This window comes from Pseudomonas sp. PF05 (assembly GCF_056521845.1).
Window position 1 is genome coordinate 148,466 of the sequence record NZ_JBWLPW010000011.1, and the last position, 18,796, is coordinate 167,261.

The 18,796-nt window shown below is 62.6% G+C and carries 15 protein-coding genes; 6 read left to right on the forward strand and 9 right to left on the reverse strand.

The features are described 5' to 3' along the window. Nucleotides 1-59: 59 nt before the first annotated feature. From AC09SL_RS19315 to mreB, 6 genes are all read right to left on the reverse strand, one after another. The gene (locus AC09SL_RS19315) at nt 60-3,863 is read right to left on the reverse strand and encodes a YhdP family protein (RefSeq protein WP_058546621.1); all 3,804 of its coding nucleotides are present in this window, start codon (nt 3,861-3,863) and stop codon (nt 60-62) included. A gap of 60 nt (nt 3,864-3,923) precedes the next feature. Continuing rightward, complete coding sequence (rng, locus tag AC09SL_RS19320; RefSeq protein WP_018613976.1) at nt 3,924-5,381, reverse strand: ribonuclease G; 1,458 nt, start codon at nt 5,379-5,381, stop codon at nt 3,924-3,926. Between the two features lie 56 nt (nt 5,382-5,437). Next, nucleotides 5,438-6,034, reverse strand: a complete 597-nt coding sequence (locus AC09SL_RS19325; RefSeq protein ID WP_058546622.1) for a Maf family protein — start codon at nt 6,032-6,034, stop codon at nt 5,438-5,440. A gap of 37 nt (nt 6,035-6,071) precedes the next feature. Continuing rightward, nucleotides 6,072-6,560, reverse strand: coding sequence for a rod shape-determining protein MreD (mreD, locus tag AC09SL_RS19330; protein ID WP_003197820.1), 489 nt, complete (start codon nt 6,558-6,560; stop codon nt 6,072-6,074). Beyond that, complete coding sequence (mreC, locus tag AC09SL_RS19335; RefSeq protein ID WP_081264529.1) at nt 6,557-7,693, reverse strand: rod shape-determining protein MreC; 1,137 nt, start codon at nt 7,691-7,693, stop codon at nt 6,557-6,559. The genes mreD and mreC overlap by 4 nt, the downstream gene beginning before the upstream one ends. A gap of 140 nt (nt 7,694-7,833) precedes the next feature. Beyond that, entirely contained in the window at nt 7,834-8,871 is a 1,038-nt protein-coding gene (gene mreB, locus AC09SL_RS19340; protein ID WP_002555108.1) for a rod shape-determining protein MreB, read from the reverse strand. A 372-nt stretch (nt 8,872-9,243) separates the two neighbouring features. Here mreB and gatC point away from each other — a divergent pair, with 372 nt between their 5' ends. The 6 genes from gatC (at nt 9,244) to AC09SL_RS19370 (ending at nt 14,514) form a co-directional block, all read left to right on the forward strand. Further along, nucleotides 9,244-9,531 carry an Asp-tRNA(Asn)/Glu-tRNA(Gln) amidotransferase subunit GatC gene (gene gatC / locus AC09SL_RS19345; RefSeq protein ID WP_003197816.1) on the forward strand — a complete coding sequence of 96 codons (288 nt, stop codon included), beginning with the start codon at nt 9,244-9,246 and terminating at the stop codon, nt 9,529-9,531. Nucleotides 9,532-9,547: 16 nt separating this feature from the next. Then, nucleotides 9,548-10,999 carry an Asp-tRNA(Asn)/Glu-tRNA(Gln) amidotransferase subunit GatA gene (gene gatA, locus AC09SL_RS19350; RefSeq protein ID WP_058546624.1) on the forward strand — a complete coding sequence of 484 codons (1,452 nt, stop codon included), beginning with the start codon at nt 9,548-9,550 and terminating at the stop codon, nt 10,997-10,999. Between the two features lie 10 nt (nt 11,000-11,009). After that, a complete protein-coding gene (gene gatB / locus AC09SL_RS19355; protein ID WP_058546625.1) occupies nt 11,010-12,455 on the forward strand; it encodes an Asp-tRNA(Asn)/Glu-tRNA(Gln) amidotransferase subunit GatB in 1,446 nt (481 codons plus the stop codon). Between the two features lie 193 nt (nt 12,456-12,648). Beyond that, nucleotides 12,649-13,026, forward strand: coding sequence for a septal ring lytic transglycosylase RlpA family protein (locus AC09SL_RS19360; protein WP_058546626.1), 378 nt, complete (start codon nt 12,649-12,651; stop codon nt 13,024-13,026). A gap of 49 nt (nt 13,027-13,075) precedes the next feature. Continuing rightward, nucleotides 13,076-14,137 carry a calcium/sodium antiporter gene (locus AC09SL_RS19365; RefSeq protein ID WP_064107092.1) on the forward strand — a complete coding sequence of 354 codons (1,062 nt, stop codon included), beginning with the start codon at nt 13,076-13,078 and terminating at the stop codon, nt 14,135-14,137. After that, entirely contained in the window at nt 14,134-14,514 is a 381-nt protein-coding gene (locus AC09SL_RS19370; RefSeq protein WP_003177973.1) for a carboxymuconolactone decarboxylase family protein, read from the forward strand. Before AC09SL_RS19365 ends, AC09SL_RS19370 begins: the two co-directional genes overlap by 4 nt. Nucleotides 14,515-14,658: 144 nt before the next feature. Here the strand turns inward: AC09SL_RS19370 and AC09SL_RS19375 are convergent, their stop codons facing one another. The 3 genes from AC09SL_RS19375 to AC09SL_RS19385 form a co-directional block, all read right to left on the reverse strand. Further along, nucleotides 14,659-15,600 (reverse strand): AEC family transporter, encoded by a 942-nt coding sequence (locus AC09SL_RS19375; RefSeq protein WP_058545374.1) that lies wholly within the window; start codon nt 15,598-15,600, stop codon nt 14,659-14,661. Nucleotides 15,601-15,861: 261 nt separating this feature from the next. Continuing rightward, nucleotides 15,862-17,415 carry a galactarate dehydratase gene (garD, locus tag AC09SL_RS19380; protein WP_058545375.1) on the reverse strand — a complete coding sequence of 518 codons (1,554 nt, stop codon included), beginning with the start codon at nt 17,413-17,415 and terminating at the stop codon, nt 15,862-15,864. A 13-nt stretch (nt 17,416-17,428) separates the two neighbouring features. Continuing rightward, entirely contained in the window at nt 17,429-18,793 is a 1,365-nt protein-coding gene (locus tag AC09SL_RS19385) for an MFS transporter (RefSeq protein WP_058545376.1), read from the reverse strand. Nucleotides 18,794-18,796 lie beyond the last annotated feature (3 nt).

Below are 18,796 nucleotides of genomic sequence, written 5' to 3' on the forward strand. Positions count from 1 at the left end.
ATCGCGAGCAAGCTTTGCTCCCACAGGCCGGCTCCCACAAGGGAGTTGGCGTCGAACTGTCAAAACGGCTTGTCGAAGGTGATCTTCGGCTCTTTCCACGGTCCCTTGACGTCGTATCTTACGCTGGCAAAGCGCGCCACGCGGTCACCGATCAGTTTGTCGATCAGAAACAGCGCCCCACCCACCGCCGGTGCGCCAACGATCAGCGCGGCAATTGGCAGGTTGTTGGTCACCGGCAGCGTCACCAGCAGCTTGGCGTCGACCCGGTCGGCCACCATGTCCAGCGTGCCGTTGAGTTCCAGGTTGCTCGACGGCCCGGTCAAGGTAATGGGTTCGCGGGTCACGTACACACCGTCGCTCGCCACCAACAGCCCTTTGACCCGGTCGTAGCTCAAGCCCTTGCTGAACAGGTCGGAGAAGTCCAGGCGCAGGCGTCGGCCGATGGAGTTGAAGTTCAGCAGGCCAAATACCCGCAGCGCCTGGGCACTGCCTTCAACTTCGACAAACTGGCCCTTGCTCAGCGACGCATCGAGGCTGCCGGAAAAGCGCTTGGTGGCGACCCACGCCGGCGAGCCGGGCCAACGGCCGTCGACATCCAGACGGAATTTCTGGCTGGTCACGCTTGGGGCATAACCCCAGCCCTTGAGCACGTCGCCCAGGTTCTTGCCGCCGATACGGCCCTTGTACCAACTGCTGGTGGAACCGGGCGCGCCTTCCCAGCCGCCACTGCCGTTCAACACCATGCCCTTGAGGCCCATGTCCAGATTGCTCAGCGCGATGCCCTTGGCGGTCGGTCGCACTTTCAACGACCACGCACCGATGAGATCAGGGCCCTGGAACAGTTGGCCGATGGCAATATCCATGGCCGGGATCTTGCTGGGATCGACCGACGCCAACGGATCCGGAGCGTTTTCATCGGTCTGGACCGTCGGGTCTGCGGCCGGCAGGCGCACATAATCGAGCTTGATACCAATCGGGGCGGCCTTGGCGTCTGGCAGGCTGACATTGCCCTTGGCCTGCTGGCTGCCAAGCCGCAAGGCCCAGGCGTCCGGCTTGCGATCCAGTTGCACCGATGCCTGGTCCAGGGTCGTGCCCATGGCCGTGAGCTTGCCGATGCTCAGATCGACGCTGCTGAGCAATTGCTTGGCACTGCCGCCCGGATCCTGGCCGGCATACTTGTTCACCAGGTCCTGCCAGGGGCTCACGTCCAGTTCCGACAGTGAGCCGCGCAGTCGCAACCCTTTGGCCCCGGGCAGAACGGCATCGCCAGCGCCCAGCAACAATTCGCCGCGGCCGTCGGCGACTTTCCCGCTCGGCGCGGCGTAAGTGAAACTGGCCAGGTCGCCATAATCAACCCAATAACGCCGCTCCGGCCCTTGCAGGGTCATGCGAAACACCGTGTCGCGCCCGACATCGGCGGCTATGCCGAAGGGTGCCGGCAGGTCCACCGCCACGCCCTTGAGGTTGGAACTGACCGACAATTGGCTGTCGGCGCCGTCGAGGATCACCTGCAACCGGTAGGGTACGACACCGGATACCGGCAATGGCTGGGTGACATTCAGCCAACGGGTGAGTTTCTTGACCTCTACCTGCCCGGACGCGGTAACCCGGGTGTTGAGCGCACCGGCGCGACCCTCGGCGAAAATCTGCGCGGTCACGGGCCGGTCGAATGCCCGGGCACTGATGCCCTTGCCGCTCAGGCCCTTGTTGCTGTCAAAGCGGAAATCGCCCTTGAGCTGGGTCAGCTCCAGCACCGGCTCGCTGAGCTTGAGACGGGCCTTGTCGGTGGCGAAATCCACCAGGATATTCGGTTGCTCGCCTTTGACCAGGGGGATGTCGAGCTTCACGCTGCCTTGCAGATCGCCCTCACCCTCCCAGCCAGCGAACGTCTCGGCCGTCCCGATCGGCGCGCTCTGGAGGATTTTCAGGCCGTCGCCCAGGCCTCCAGCGAACCGGCCATTCAGAAACAGATGAGAACTCTTCCCGCTGGGTACATGGGGAATGTTCACCGAAACATCCTTGACCTGGGTATCGAACAATTGGCCCTGGCTGGCGAAAATGCGCACGCCGCTGTCTTCGACAAAGACATCGCCGCTGACCTTGCTGACCGAAGGCCAGCCCGGCTGGAACGCCAGTTCGGCATCATGCACCTTGAAAAACAGGCTGATACTGCGCGCCGCGTCCTCGGCTCCGTGATTGAGCGAGCCTTGATACTGGAAAAAGCCCTCGTCCACCGCCCCCTTGACGATGGCCGTGCGCAACCACTCATCCAGCGCCGGGCTGAGGACCGCCGGCAAGTACTTGGCGGTGTAGCGTCCGTCACCGTCCACCAGGCCGACCCGCAGGTCCATGTAGTCTTCCTGGCTGTGGTCGAAATGCAGGCGGATCAGGAAGTCGCCAGCAATCCGGCCCTCCTCCCCCAGCACCTTCAAATATGGCGCGATCAGGGTGAAGCCTTGCTTGTCGAGTTTCCAGGTCAGCCGGGCGTTGGCCTGCAGGTACTGCCAGGGCTTGGCGAAAATCGGGTCCAGGTGCAGGGAAAAGTCCTTGCTGTCCATGCGCAGCTCGCCGCCACCGAGGTCGCCGCTCAGGCTCCCCGATACATTGCGCGCAGCCGGGGCACCGCGATAGGCATCAAAGCCCACGGTGTCCAAATTCGTGGCGAAACTGATTTTTTGATCACCGGTATTCTGCGGCCGGTAATCCACCAGCACATTGCGCAGGCCACCGGTCACCTTGAGCCGGTCGATGGCCGTCGCGACACCTTCGGGCAATGGCGCCAAGGCATGAAGCAATGGGGTCAGCGGCGCCAGGTCAAGGCGATCGGCCTGCAAGTGCCAGCGCTCTTCGGCCTTTTCGGTGGCGCTGCTCTGTTGCAGTAGCAGACGTGACTCCCAGCGGGTTTCGCCCAGGTTCATCGCCAAAGAATCGAAGGTCGCGGTAAAACCCTGGTCGCCACGCTGGAAATATCCATTGAGCGCCAGGTTATGGATCTGCACCGGTTTGCGCTCGGCGTAGGCGCCCTGGATGTCAGGGGCGTTCAAGCGCATGGCCGCGCTTTGCACCGTGCCGTCCCCCCAGCTCAGCCAGAACTCGCCACCGGCCTTGATCCGGGAAAAATTCCATTGTTGGGTCAGGCGTTTCGGCAGCCATTTGGACCAGTCGCTTTGCGGCAGGCTCAGGTAGGCATCGGCCTGGCCATTCTTCCAATCACTGGCGCGGATACGGGTACGCAGGTTGATCGCCACGGGCTGACCGTCAGGCAGGGTCAAGCGGGCGTCCAGCCGTTGATGGGTGGCGCCGGTGCGCAGGCTCAAACCGACGTAGGTGAGGGTCAGCGGTGGTTGCTCAAGGGGCTGCAAGGTCACTTGGCTATCGAGCAACGACAGCTTGGAAACCACCTGCATGCGCTCGAGCAGTTGCTGTGGATCGAGGGGCTGATCGTCCTGCACTGGCAGGCCTTCCAGGACCCACTTGCCGTCGGCACCCTCCTTGAGGCTGATCTTCAGGCCGCTGACTTCCAGGTGGGCGATGCGCACCTGACGCGCCAACAGGCTATCCCACAGGTCAGGCACGGCCCGCACCTGATCCAGGTGCAAGGCGTTGGGACCCTCGCCGACCACCACGTCGCGCGCCGCCAGGATCGGCGCCAGGGCGCTCCAGCTACCGTCGAGGTTGCCAATATGCACGGGTATGCCCAAGGCGGCGCTGGCCCGGGTCTGGACGTCGGCGCGGTATTCGGCCACCAGCGGGACCAGCTCACGACCGAGGCTGACGTACAACGCCAGCAACACCAGCAGCAGCGCGCACAGTCCCAGCGCCCAACGGGTCAGCGTCGCCATCATGCGTGTCAGACGCTCCATGTCAGTGGGCTCCCCTGGCAAAGACAATCAAATCCGCGGGCCCGCCGCTTCCCAAGCTCTTCAGAGCAACACCACGTCGTATTGTTCCTGGGAATACATGGTTTCCACCTGGAAGCGAATCGTGCGTCCGATAAACGCTTCCAGCTCCGCGACGTTGCCTGACTCCTCATCGAGCAGGCGGTCCACCACTTTCTGGTTTGCCAACACTCTATAGCCAGTGGCCTGGTAGGCGCGCGCCTCCCGGAGGATTTCCCGGAAGATTTCGTAACACACGGTTTCCGGAGTCTTGAGCTTGCCGCGGCCCTGGCAACTGCTGCACGGCTCGCACAGCACCTGTTCGAGGCTTTCTCGGGTGCGCTTGCGGGTCATCTGCACCAGGCCCAGCTCGGTGATCCCGATGATGTTGGTCTTGGCGTGGTCGCGTTCGAGTTGTTTTTCCAGGGTCCGCAGCACCTGGCGCTGGTGCTCTTCATCCTCCATGTCGATGAAGTCGATGATGATGATCCCACCCAGGTTGCGCAGGCGCAGTTGCCGGGCGATGGCCGTGGCGGCTTCCAGGTTGGTCTTGAAGATGGTTTCTTCCAGGTTGCGATGGCCGACGAACGCCCCGGTGTTGACGTCGATGGTGCTCATGGCCTCGGCCGGATCCACCACCAGGTAGCCCCCGGACTTGAGCGGTACCTTGCGCTCAAGGGCTTTCTGGATTTCGTCTTCGACCCCGTACAGGTCGAAAATCGGCCGTTCGCCAGGGTAATGCTCGAGGCGGTCGGCGATTTCCGGCATCAGCTCGGCAACGAACTGGGTGGTTTTCTGGAAGGTTTCCCGGGAGTCGATGCGGATTTTCTCGATCTTGGGGCTGACCAGGTCGCGCAAGGTCCGCAGCGCCAGGCCCAGGTCTTCGTAGATCACGCTGGGGGTGGCGATGGTCTTGATCTGCGCAGCGATCTGGTCCCAGAGCCTGCGCAGGTAGCGGATGTCCATCAGGATCTCATCGGCCCCGGCCCCTTCGGCGGCGGTGCGCAGGATGAACCCACCGGCTTCCTTGATGCCTTCTTTTTCCACGCAGTCGCTGACCACCTGCTTGAGGCGCTCGCGCTCGGCTTCGTCTTCGATTTTCAGGGAAATGCCGACATGGGCGGTGCGCGGCATATACACCAGGTAGCGCGACGGAATCGACAGTTGCGTGGTCAGGCGCGCGCCCTTGGAGCCGATGGGGTCCTTGGTGACCTGCACCACCAGGCTCTGGCCTTCATGGACCAACGCGCTGATGCTCTCCACCGCTGGCCCTTCGCGCATGGAAATTTCCGAAGCGTGAATGAACGCCGCACGGTCCAGGCCGATGTCGACAAAGGCTGCCTGCATGCCCGGCAGCACCCGCACCACCTTGCCTTTATAGATATTGCCGACGATGCCACGCTTTTGCGTGCGCTCGACGTGGACCTCTTGCAGCACACCGTTTTCAACCACCGCCACGCGCGATTCCATCGGCGTGATGTTGATCAGGATCTCTTCACTCATGGCAGGGTCTCGTTCAGGCATGTTCACGATTATGGCCGCATCAAGTCAGACGGCGCTCAGCGCGCGTTCAAGGTTTGCCAACAGGGTATGCCGAAATGGCCCAGTAGTTCTGCGGTTTCGCACAGTGGCAGGCCGACCACGGCTGAATAACTGCCTTCGAGCCCGGCGACAAACACCGCGCCCAGCCCTTGAATACCATAGCCGCCAGCCTTGTCCCGGGGTTCGCCACTGGCCCAGTAGGCCGCCGCTTCCTGTTCCGTGATCGAACGAAAGCGCACCAGGCTGCGCACAACGCGGGATTCGCAACGCTGCCCATCCAGTATGGCAATGGCGGTCAAAACTTCATGCTCGCGACCGGACAGGCTCAAGAGCATCGTCATGGCATCGGCCTGGTTCTCGGGCTTGCCGAGAATTCGCCCGTCCAGCACTACGGCAGTGTCGGCCCCGAGCACGCAGCCATCCATGCCGGCGTCCAGGGCTCGTCGCCCCGCCTCGGCCTTGCCGCGCGCCAGGCGCTCGACATAGGCCGAAGGGGTTTCGTGGTCCAGGGGAGTTTCGTCGATGTCCGCGCCGATGGCGGTAAAGGGCACGCCGATCTGCGTAAGCAGTTCACGCCGACGCGGCGAGCCTGAGGCGAGGTAAAGCGGTTTCATCAAGACATCTCCCTATCAAGGCCAATGCCTGACCGAATCAGTTGATTTTGAAACGCAGGCGCAGGCCACGCAAACCGAAGCTGACCCATGGCCAGAGCAAGGCACTGACCAGGGCCGGCAACACCAGCGCCAGGGTCGGCTGGCGATTGCCGGTCAGCGCGCTGAGCCACAATTGCACCAGCTGCGCCAGGCCGAAGATCACCAGGATCACCAGGCATTGTTGCCACATGGGGAACATCCGCAGGCGTTGTTGCAACGACAGCACCAGGAAGGTGATCAGCGTCAGGATCAGTGCGTTCTGCCCAAGCAACGTGCCATAAAGCACATCTTCGGCCAGGCCCAGGCACCAGGCGGTGACCATGCCGACCTTGTGCGGCAAGGCCAGCGCCCAGAAAGCCAGCAACAGGGCCAGCCACAGTGGGCGCAGGATTTCCATGAACTGCGGCAGCGGCGAAACACTGAGCAACAGGCCGATGGCGAAGGTCAACCAGACCATCCAGCCGTTACCGGATTGGGTACTGCTCATTCTTCTCGTGCTCCCCTGGGGGCTGGCGCGGTGGCCGGCGTGGAGGCTGGCGGTTTGGCGGCGGGCCGGGCTGGCTGAGCTGGCTGCGCGGCGGGCGCGTGGGTGGCCGACCGGGTCGGTTTCACAGCAGCCGCGGCGGGTGCAGTGGCCGGGGTTGCCGCCGGTGTGGTGGCCGGAGCCGCCGTAGCGGGTGCCGGCACTTGTGGTTTCGGCACGGTGGCAGGGGCTGTCGCCGTGGCGGCCGCCTCGCCGCTCTGCCGATCCTGGGCTTCCTGGGCCACGGCGGCGTCGTTGGCACGCTCTTCGGGCGTGCGGTTGTCGCTGAATACCAGCAGCAGGTAGCGGCTGCGATTCAATGCAGCCGTCGGCACCGCGCGAACGATGGCAAACGGCTGGCCGGAGTCATGGATGACCTCCTTGACCATTGCCACCGGATAACCAGCCGGGAAGCGCTGGCCAAGACCTGAGCTGACCAGCAGGTCGCCTTCCTTGATGTCGGCAGTGTCGGCCACATGGCGCAGTTCCAGGCGTTCCGGGTTGCCGGTGCCGCTGGCAATCGCGCGCAAGCCGTTGCGATTGACCTGCACGGGAATGCTGTGGGTGGTATCGGTCAGCAGCAGCACCCGGGAGGTGTAGGGCATCAACTCCACCACCTGGCCCATCAGGCCCCGGGCGTCGAGCACCGGCTGGCCGAGGACCACGCCGTCGCGCTCGCCCTTGTTGATGATGATGCGGTGGGTGAAGGGGTTGGGGTCCATGCCGATCAATTCGGCCACTTCGACCTTCTCGTTGACCAGCGCAGAAGAATTGAGCAACTCACGCAGCCGCACGTTCTGCTCGGTGAGGGCCGCCAGCTTCTGCATGCGCCCCTGCAGCAGCAGGTTTTCGGTCTTGAGTTTTTCGTTTTCGGCGACCAATTCGGTCCGGCTGCCAAACTGGCTGGCGACACCTTGCCACAAGCGCTGCGGCAGGTCGGTGATCCAGTAGGACTCCATCAACACCAGCGACATCTGGCTGCGTACAGGCTTGAGCAGCGTGAAGCGGGCATCGACCACCATCAGCGCGACCGAAAGCACGGTCAGCACCAGCAGGCGCACACCCAATGAGGGGCCTTTGGCGAAAAGCGGTTTAATAGGCCGCTCCTCCCAGGCAAATGTTTTCTTTATTCATACGGCATCAAACCGGCCTGGATACGAATGACAGAAGATAAACGCCAACGGGCAGCACTGCAAAGTGCTGCCCGGGAGCGAACAACCTAGACGATCCAGCCAATTTATTCGCTGGAGAGCAGGTCCATGGTGTGCTTGTCCATCATTTCCAATGCACGGCCACCGCCGCGGGCAACGCAGGTCAACGGGTCTTCGGCAACGATCACCGGCAGGCCGGTTTCCTGGGCCAGCAGCTTGTCGAGGTCACGCAGCAGCGCGCCACCACCGGTCAGCACCAGGCCACGCTCGGCGATGTCCGATGCCAGCTCCGGCGGCGACTGCTCCAGGGCGCTCTTGACGGCCTGGACGATGGTCGCCAGCGATTCTTGCAGCGCTTCGAGCACTTCGTTGGAGTTGAGGGTAAACGCCCGTGGAACGCCTTCGGCCAGGTTGCGACCGCGTACGTCGACTTCACGCACTTCACCGCCCGGGTAGGCCGTGCCGATTTCCTGCTTGATGCGCTCGGCGGTGGATTCGCCGATCAGGCTGCCGTAGTTGCGACGCACATAGGTGATGATCGCTTCGTCGAAACGGTCGCCGCCCACACGTACGGATTCGGCGTAGACCACACCGTTGAGGGAGATCAGCGCGATTTCAGTGGTGCCGCCGCCGATGTCGACGACCATCGAGCCGCGGGCCTCTTCTACCGGCAGGCCGGCACCGATGGCAGCAGCCATGGGTTCTTCGATCAGGAACACTTCACGAGCACCGGCACCGAGGGCCGATTCACGGATAGCGCGTCGCTCAACCTGGGTGGACTTGCATGGAACGCAGATCAGCACACGAGGGCTGGGCTGCAGGAAGCTGTTCTCGTGAACCTTGTTGATGAAGTACTGCAGCATCTTTTCGCAGACGCTAAAGTCGGCGATCACGCCGTCTTTCATCGGGCGAATGGCCGCGATGTTGCCCGGTGTACGGCCCAGCATGCGCTTGGCTTCCGTACCGACAGCCACGACACTTTTCTGGTTACCGTGGGTGCGGATGGCCACGACCGAGGGTTCATTCAGGACGATACCGCGCTCGCGCACGTAAATAAGGGTGTTGGCAGTGCCCAGGTCAATGGAAAGATCGCTGGAAAACATGCCACGCAGTTTCTTGAACATGGGAAAGGGACCCTAGGCAACGCGTGGGTAAAAAAGTGCGGCAAACTCTAACAACGACAGGGATTTTGGGCAAGGCGCCAATATGTTAAATTGGCCGCTTTTCTGTGCACCAAACCCCACAATCGCGGCCAGTGCCCTGTTTCGCAAATGCGTTCCTTCTTTGACGAGTGGCTATTGTCGTCAGGCAAGGCGCCGCGACGAGTCATAGCCCGCTATGGCGAGAAGCGGCAACGCAGCATGACGGTAATAGACGCCGTCAAAAAGGAACAGCACTTGTGATACAGGGCACCACGGCCGTAGAAATGCGGTAGTGTTCCGACAATCTAACACACGGACAGACTGCGTCCGTTTTGTTTTCCACTGGAGAATCCCATGGCGCTTGAACGCTCCGACGTGGAAAAAATCGCTCATCTGGCCTGCCTGGGCCTCAATGAAGCCGATCTTCCACACATTACTTCTGCCCTGAACAGCATTCTGGGGCTGGTCGACGAGATGCAGGCGGTCAATACCGACGGTATCGAACCGCTGGCACACCCACTGGAAGCCAGCCAGCGCCTGCGCGCCGACGTCGTGACCGAATCCAATCATCGCGAGGCCTACCAGTCCATCGCACCAGCGGTCGAAAACGGCCTGTACCTGGTTCCGAAAGTCATCGACTAAAGGGAAAGAGCCTCTCATGCATCACATGACCCTGGCCGAGATCGCCCGCGGACTCGCCGACAAAAAGTTTTCCTCCGAAGAACTGACCAAAGTCCTGCTGGCGCGCATCGCTCAGCTCGACCCGCAGCTCAACAGTTTCATCAGCCTCACCGAAGAACTGGCCCTGGGCCAGGCCAAGGCCGCCGACGCCCGTCGCGCCGATGGTGAAAGCGGCGCCCTGCTCGGCGCGCCGATTGCCCACAAGGATCTGTTCTGCACCCTGGGCATCCGCACCAGCTGCGGCTCGAAGATGCTCGACAATTTCAAGGCGCCGTACGATGCCACCGTGGTCGCCAAGCTGGATGCCGCCGGCACCGTGACTTTGGGCAAGACCAACATGGACGAATTCGCCATGGGTTCGGCCAACGAGTCGAGCTACTACGGCCCGGTGAAAAACCCCTGGAACCTGGAGCACGTACCGGGCGGCTCGTCCGGTGGTTCCGCCGCCGCCGTGGCCGCGCGCCTGTTGCCGGCCGCCACTGCCACCGACACCGGCGGCTCGATTCGCCAGCCAGCGGCGTTCACCAACCTCACCGGCCTCAAGCCCACCTATGGTCGCGTCTCGCGCTGGGGCATGATCGCCTATGCCTCCAGCCTCGACCAGGGTGGCCCGCTGGCCCGCACTGCCGAAGACTGCGCAATCCTGCTGCAAGGCATGGCCGGCTTCGACCCGAACGACTCCACCAGCATCGATGAGCCTGTGCCGGACTACAGCGCCAGCCTCAACGGCTCGCTGCAAGGCCTGCGCATCGGCGTGCCGAAGGAATACTTCAGTGCCGGTCTCGACCCGCGCATCGCCGAGCTGGTCCACAACAGCGTCAAGGAGCTGGAGAAGCTCGGCGCGGTCATCAAGCAAATCAGCCTGCCGAACATGCAGCACGCGATCCCCGCGTACTATGTGATCGCCCCGGCGGAAGCGTCCTCGAACCTGTCGCGTTTCGACGGCGTGCGCTTCGGCTATCGCTGCGAGAATCCGGAAAACCTGATTGACCTGTACAAGCGCTCCCGTGGCGAAGGCTTCGGCGCCGAAGTGCAGCGCCGGATCATGGTCGGCGCCTACGCGTTGTCCGCCGGCTACTACGATGCCTACTACCTCAAGGCGCAGAAAATCCGTCGCCTGGTGAAGAACGACTTCATGGCCGCCTTCAACGAGGTCGACATCATCCTCGGCCCGACCACGCCGAACCCGGCCTGGAAACTGGGCGCCAAGACCAGTGACCCGGTTGCCGAGTACCTGGAAGACGTCTACACCATCACCGCCAACCTCGCCGGTTTGCCGGGCCTGTCCATGCCGGCCGGTTTCGTCGATGGCCTGCCGGTGGGCGTGCAGTTGCTCGCACCCTATTTCCAGGAAGGCCGCCTGCTCAACGTGGCGCACCAGTATCAGTTGAACACTGACTGGCACACCCGCACCCCAACCGGCTTCTGAGGAGAAACACATGCAATGGGAAGTCGTGATCGGGCTGGAGATTCATACCCAGCTCACCACCCGGTCGAAAATCTTTTCCGGTAGCTCCACCACGTTCGGCTCTGAGCCCAACACCCAGGCCAGCCTGGTCGACCTGGGCATGCCCGGCGTGCTGCCGGTGCTCAACGCCGAAGCGGTGCGCATGGCGGTGATGTTCGGCCTGGCGATTGACGCCGAGATCGGCCAGCACAACGTGTTCGCCCGCAAGAACTACTTCTACCCGGACCTGCCCAAGGGCTACCAGATCAGCCAGATGGAATTGCCGATCGTCGGCAAGGGCCACCTGGACATCGCCCTGGAAGACGGCACGGTCAAGCGCGTCGGCATCACCCGTGCGCATCTGGAAGAAGACGCGGGCAAGAGCCTGCACGAAGAGTTCAACGGCGCCACCGGCATCGACCTGAACCGTGCCGGCACGCCGCTGCTGGAAATCGTCTCCGAGCCGGACATGCGCAGCGCCAAGGAAGCCGTGGCCTACGTCAAGGCGATCCACGCGTTGGTGCGCTACCTGGGCATCTGCGACGGCAACATGGCCGAAGGCTCGCTGCGCTGCGACTGCAACGTGTCGATCCGGCCCAAGGGCCAAGTCGAGTTCGGGACCCGCTGCGAGATCAAGAACGTCAACTCGTTCCGCTTCATCGAGAAGGCGATCAACAGCGAGATCCAGCGCCAGATCGAACTGATCGAGGACGGTGGCAAGGTCATCCAGCAGACCCGCCTGTACGACCCGAACAAGGACGAGACCCGTCCGATGCGCAGTAAAGAGGAAGCCAACGACTACCGTTACTTCCCCGACCCGGATCTGCTACCGGTGGTCATCGAGAACTCGTTCCTCAATGACGTACGCGCCACCCTGCCAGAATTGCCGCCGCAAAAACGCGAGCGCTTCCAGGCGCAGTTCGGGCTGTCGAGCTATGACGCCAACGTCCTGGCCACCAGCCGCGAGCAGGCCGATTACTTCGAGAAAGTCGTGAGCATCGGCGGCGACGCCAAGCTGGCGGCCAACTGGGTGATGGTCGAGTTGGGCAGCCTGCTGAACAAGCAGGGCCTGGAAATCGACCAGTCGCCGGTCTCGGCCGAGCAACTGGGCGGCATGTTGGTGCGGATCAAGGACAACACCATTTCCGGCAAGATCGCCAAGATGGTGTTCGAAGCCATGGCCAACGGTGAAGGCAGCGCCGACGAGATCATCGAAAAGCGCGGCCTGAAGCAGGTCACCGACACCGGCGCGATTTCCGCCGTGCTCGATGAAATGCTCGCGGCCAACGCCGAGCAGGTCGAACAGTACCGTGCGGCAGACGAAGCCAAGCGCGGCAAGATGTTCGGCTTCTTCGTCGGCCAGGCCATGAAAGCCTCCAAGGGCAAGGCCAACCCGCAACAGGTCAACGAACTGCTCAAAAGCAAGCTCGAGGGCTGATGACCATGGGGCCAGATATCAAGCCTGGCTCCACTCCCCCTTGCGGGAGCGAGCCTGTGGGAGCAAAGCTTGCTCGCGATGGTCGATACTGCGGTCCACTGATGGATCGAGGTGTCTTCATCGCGAGCAAGCTTTACTCCCACAGGCTTTGTTCCCACTGGCCAGCGCCCCTATCTGTAGTTGGAAACCCCACATGAAGCGTCTCCTCGGCGCCTGCGCGCTGCTGTCCCTGCTGGCCGGTTGCGCCAGCCAGAGCGGGACGGTCGATCCACACGGCTACGACCAGACCGGCGTCGCCTCCTATTACGGTGCCAGGCACCATGGCAAGCGCACCGCCAGCGGCGAGCGTTTCGACCAGCACAGCCTGACCGCCGCCCACCGCCAGTTGCCGTTCGGCACCCGAGTGAAAGTCACCAACCTGGGCAACAATGACAGCGTGGTGGTGCGCATCAACGACCGTGGCCCATACTCCCGAGGCCGCTTGATCGACGTGTCCCGCGCAGCCGCCGAGCAACTGGGAATGTTGCGCAGCGGCACCGCACGGGTGCGCGTGCAAGCCCTCGACGATTGATAGACGGAGCCCGGCCATTTCCCTACTCACCGCCTTACCGCTGCTCAGCCTGATCGAATTGTTCGGCGCCCTGCTGTTGCTGATCGGCGGTGCCGAACTGCTGGTACGCGCCGCCGTGGGCCTGGCAGCACGCTTGCAGGTACGACCGCTGATCATCGGCCTGAGCGTCGTCGCGTTCGGCAGCAGCGCCCCACAAATGGCCGTGAGCCTGCAGGCGACCCTGGCGCAAAACGCCGACATCGCCGTGGGCAGCGTGATCGGCAGCAGCATCTTCAACATCCTCGTCACCCTTGGGCTGTCGGCGCTGATCATTCCGTTGCGCGTCTCGCGCCAACTGGTGCGCCTGGACATCCCGTTGATGATCGGTGCCAGCCTGCTGGTGTTCGTGCTGGCCTGGAATGAAGAACTGACCCGGCTGGACGGCGTCTGGCTGCTGGTGGCCCTGGTGGTGTACCTGGGCCTGTTGCTGCGCCAGTCGCGGCACTCGGGACGGCCGCACGCGGTGGGTATCGAGCTGACCCGGGGATCGTGGCCCAAGAGCCTGTCGATGATCGTGCTGGGTTTGGCCATGCTGATTTTCGCCGGGCACCTGCTGTTGGGTGCGGCGGTGGAAGTGGCGACGGACTTGGGGCTTTCGGAGCGCATCATCGGCCTGACCATTGTCGCTGTCAGTACCTCGCTGCCGGAGCTCGCCACCTCATTGATCGCCGCCCTGCGCGGCCAACGGGACATTGCGGTAGGCAACGTCATCGGCAGCAACCTGTTCAACCTGCTGGGTGTACTGGGAGTGACCGCCCTGGCAGCGCCCACGCCACTGTCGGTCTCACCGAACGCCCTGGATTTCGACCTGCCGGTAATGCTCGGCGTGGCGGTGCTGTGCCTGCCGGTGTTCTATTCCGGTTATCGTGTCACCCGCGCCGAAGGCCTGCTGTTGCTGGGTTTGTACCTGGCCTATGGGCTGCACGTGGTGTCGTTCACCACCGGCATGCCCCTGGCCGGCCAACTGGAACGGCTGATGCTGTTCTATGTGCTGCCGGCCCTGCTCGTGTTTTTACTGTTCACCTCCCTGCGCGCCTGGCGCCGCCAACACCACAAGAGGGATTTGCCATGACCGACACTCCAAAGACCGGCCTGGACATGCGTCGCCAGGTCATGGGCGACGCATTCGTCGACCGCGCCCTGGGCAACGCCACCGAATTCACCCAGCCATTGCAGGACTTCGTCAACGAACACGCCTGGGGCAGCGTCTGGAGCCGCGAGGGCCTGCCGCTCAAAACCCGCAGCCTGATCACCCTGGCCGCCCTCACCGCGCTCAAGTGCCCGCAGGAACTCAAAGGCCACGTGCGTGGCGCGCTGAACAATGGCTGCACGGTGGAAGAGATTCGCGAGGCATTGCTGCATTGCGCGGTGTACGCGGGCGTGCCGGCGGCGATTGATGCGTTTCGGGCGGCACAGGAAGTAATCGATAGCTACCAGAAGCCTGAGTAAAAGCCTGATCCTTGCAGTGGCAGGTCAGGCCTCTTCGCGAGCAAGCCCGCTCCCACATTGACTGCGTTCTTCCATGGGAACGCGATCGAATGTGGGAGCGGGCTTGCTCGCGAATGGATCGCCAGAGCGCTGCAAATCTGCAGGCTAGATCCACCCACCCCACTGCAACACAAAAATCCCCAGATTGGTGGTGATCGCCGCCATCAGCGTGGTGATGACGATGATCGCCGCCGCCAGCTCATGGTTGCCATCGGCCGCCCGGGCCATGACGTAACTGGCCGCGGCGGTCGGGCTGCCGAAGTACAGGAACAGGATCCCCAGCTCCGCCCCGCGAAAGCCCCAGAGCCAAGCGCCCAAGGTGGCCAGCAGCGGCAGCCCGACCATCTTCACCAGGCTCGAACTCAGGGCCATCTTGCCGCTCTTGCGCAAGGCCGCCAGTGACAGTGTGCCGCCGATGCAGATCAACGCCAGGGGCAAGGTCATCTGGGCAAGGTATTTGGCCGAGGTTTCGAACCAGTTCGGCAGGCCTATCTGCCAATAGGCGAACGGCGCGGCCACGACCACACTGATGATCAGCGGGTTGCTGACCACGCTTTTGCAGATGCTCCAGGGGTCGGACTTGATCACTGGGCTGTAGACCGCCAGCACGATCGTCGACAGGGTGTTGTAGAACAGGATCACCAACGCCGCGAGTATCGACCCCAGGGAAATCCCGTAGTCGCCGTACATGCTCGCTGCCAGTGCCAGGCCGATCACGCCGTTGTTGCCGCGAAAGGCACCTTGGGTATAGATGCCACGGTCCTCACGCGGGCAACGCCAGATCGCCCAGCCCCAGGCCACGGCAAAGCCCACCAGGGTGGCAATGGAAAAATAGATCAACAGGTCCGGCTGCAATGCCGCGTGGAGATCGGCATGCAGGATGCCGAGGAACAACAGCGCCGGCATGGTGACGTTGAACACCAGGGACGAGGCCATGTGGATGAAATTGTCATTGATCCAATAGATGCGCTTGAGCAACGTCCCCAGAAACAACATGGCAAACACCGGCGCGGTGATGTTCAGGGTTTCGAGGAAAATTGCCAGCATGCCGGGGACCTTGAGAAGGGTGTCGTTAGGTGGCTAATGATAAGCCACTCACGGCATTGGCGTCTGGTGGAGCGCTATCGCGAGCAAGCTCGCCCCCACATGTGTTCTTCAGTGAACACAAAATCCGCACTCTCCGCAAATCCCCTGTGGGAGCGAGCTTGCTCGCGAAGACGGCAGCACATCCAATATCGATGCTAGCTGAACCACCGCTATCGCGAGCAAGCTCGCTCCCACACTGGATCTCCGGCGATCACGAAATCATCAGGTAATCGGCGCCGGGTTGAACAACGTGATGTCGTTGTGCAGCTTGTGCCGCTCGGACCAGGTTTGTTTCTTGCCGCTGGCCACGTCCAGGTAGTAGTGGAACAGCTCCCAGCCCAGCTCCTCGATGGTCGCGCGCCCGGTGGCGATCCGGCCGGCGTCGATGTCGATCAGGTCCGGCCAGCGCTGGGCCAGTTCGGTGCGGGTCGAGACCTTCACCACCGGGGCCATGGCCAAGCCGTACGGCGTGCCGCGGCCGGTGGTGAAGACGTGCAGGTTCATCCCCGCCGCCAGTTGCAACGTGCCGCAGACAAAGTCACTGGCCGGCGTGGCGCAGAAGATCAGGCCCTTTTGCTTGAAACGTTCGCCCGGGCCGAGCACGCCGTTGATCGCGCTGCTGCCGGACTTGACGATTGAGCCCAGGGATTTTTCGACGATGTTCGACAGCCCGCCCTTCTTGTTGCCCGGCGTGGTATTGGCACTGCGATCGGCCTCGCCCTTGGCCAGGTAACGGTCGTACCAGTCCATTTCGCGCACCAGCTCCTGAGCCACTTCCCGGGTTTGTGCCCGGGAAGTCAGCAGGTAGATCGCATCGCGCACTTCGGTGACTTCGGAGAACATCACCGTCGCCCCGGCCCGCAGCAACAGGTCCGAGGCATAACCCAACGCCGGGTTGGCAGTAATACCGGAGAACGCATCGCTGCCGCCGCACTGCATGCCCAGGATCAGCTCCGAAGCCGGTACGGTTTCGCGGCGGCGTTGGTCAAGTTTCTTCAAGCGGGTCTCGGCCAGCGCCATGATCTGCTCGATCATTTCGGTAAAACCGTGGCTGGAGTCCTGCAAGCGATACAACCACGGCTCGCTGAGGTCCACCGAACTGTCGCCTTCATGCATCACCTGCCCGGCCTGCAATTTCTCGCAGCCCAGGCTGATCACCAGCGCCTCGCCACCCAGGTTCGGGTTGCGCGCCAGGTTGCGCACGGTGCGGATCGGGATGTAGGCGTCGGTGGCGGTGATCGCCACGCCGCAGCCGTAGCTGTGGGTCAGCGCCACCACGTCATCGACGTTCGGGTACTTGGGCAGCAGTTCGTCCTTGATGCGCTTGACCGCATGGTCCAACACCCCGGTCACACACTGCACCGTGGTGGTGATGCCCAGGATATTGCGCGTGCCGACCGTACCGTCGGCGTTGCGATAGCCCTCGAAGGTGTAGCCCTCCAGCGGCGCATCGGCCGCCGGCACATCGGTGGACAGCGGCAGGCTGTCCAGCGGCGGCGCGGTGGGCATGCGCAACTGGTCCTCCTTGACCCAACTGCCACGGCGGATCGGTTGCAGCGCGTAGCCAATGACCTGGCCGTAGCGAATCACCTCGCCGCCCTCGGGAATATCCTGCAGCGTGACCTTGTGGCTCTGGGGCACAAAGTCCACGGTGACCAGGCCATCCGGGAACTCGGTCCCGGCCGGTACGCCCTGGTCATTGACGACGATCACCACATTGTCCCGCTCATGCAGGCGGATATAACGCGGCGAATCGGCATGTTCAATCAGTTGCATGGACGCCGCTCCTTCAGGATTTAGCTTCAGACAGGCTGGAAGATTGGTCATCCCTGCCCATGGGTTCTTTGAGTACGACACGCTTGATCGGCCCCACGATGACCAGGTAGCTGAACACCGCCACCAACGCGTTGCAACCGACGAACACCAGTGCCCACTTGAACGAACCGGTGGCATTGATGATGTAGCCGATGACGATTGGCGTGGTGATCGATGCCAGGTTACCGAAGGTGTTGAACAGGCCACCGCTCAAACCGGCGATCTGTTTTGGCGACGTATCGGAGACCACTGCCCAGCCCAATGCACCCACGCCTTTACCGAAGAAGGCCAGGGCCATGAAGCCCACCACCATCCATTCGATGTCCACGTAGTTGCACGCCACGATGCTGCTGGACACCAGCAGGCCGGCGATGATCGGCGCCTTGCGGGCGAACGTCAGCGAGTGGCCCTTGCGCAGCAGGTAGTCAGAGATCACCCCGCCCAGCACGCCCCCGATGAAGCCGCAGATCGCCGGCAAGGAGGCGATGAAACCGGCCTTGAGGATGGTCATGCCGCGCTCTTGCACCAGGTACACCGGGAACCAGGTCAGAAAGAAGTAGGTGATGCCGTTGATGCAGTATTGGCCCAAGTACACGCCAAGCATCATGCGGTTGGTCAGCAGTTGGCGGATGTAATCCCACTTCGGACCGTCGGACTTCTTACCCCTGCCCTTGTCCTGGTCCATGTCGACCATCGCGCCGTTGGCGGCGATGTGATTGAACTCGGCCTCGTTGATCATCGGATGCTGGCGCGGGCTGTGGATAATTTTCAGCCAGACCAGCGAGAACACGATACCGACCACGCCCATCACGATAAACACGTGCTGCCAGCCGAAGCGGTAGACAATCCAGCCCATCAGCGGCGCAAACAACACCGTAGCGAAATACTGGGCCGAGTTGAAAATCGCCGAAGCGGTGCCGCGTTCAGCGGTGGGGAACCAGGCCGCGACGATGCGGGCGTTGCCCGGGAAGGAAGGCGCCTCGGCCAGCCCAACCAGAAAACGCAGCATGAACAGCGCCACCACGGCGGTGGAGACGCCGAATTCACCGACATAGCCTTGCAGCACGGTGAACAGCGACCAGGTAAAAATGCTCAAGGCATAGATTTTTTTCGACCCGAACCGGTCAAGCAGCCAGCCGCCCGGGATCTGCCCGGCCACATAGGCCCAGCCGAAGGCGGAGAAGATATAACCGAGGGTAACGGCATCGATGCCGAGGTCTTTCTGCAGGCTGGAGCCGGCGATAGCGATGGTTGCGCGGTCGGCGTAATTGATCGTCGTCACCAAAAACAGCATGAGCAGGATCAAATAGCGGACGCGAGTCGGCTTGGTTTCTTGCATGTA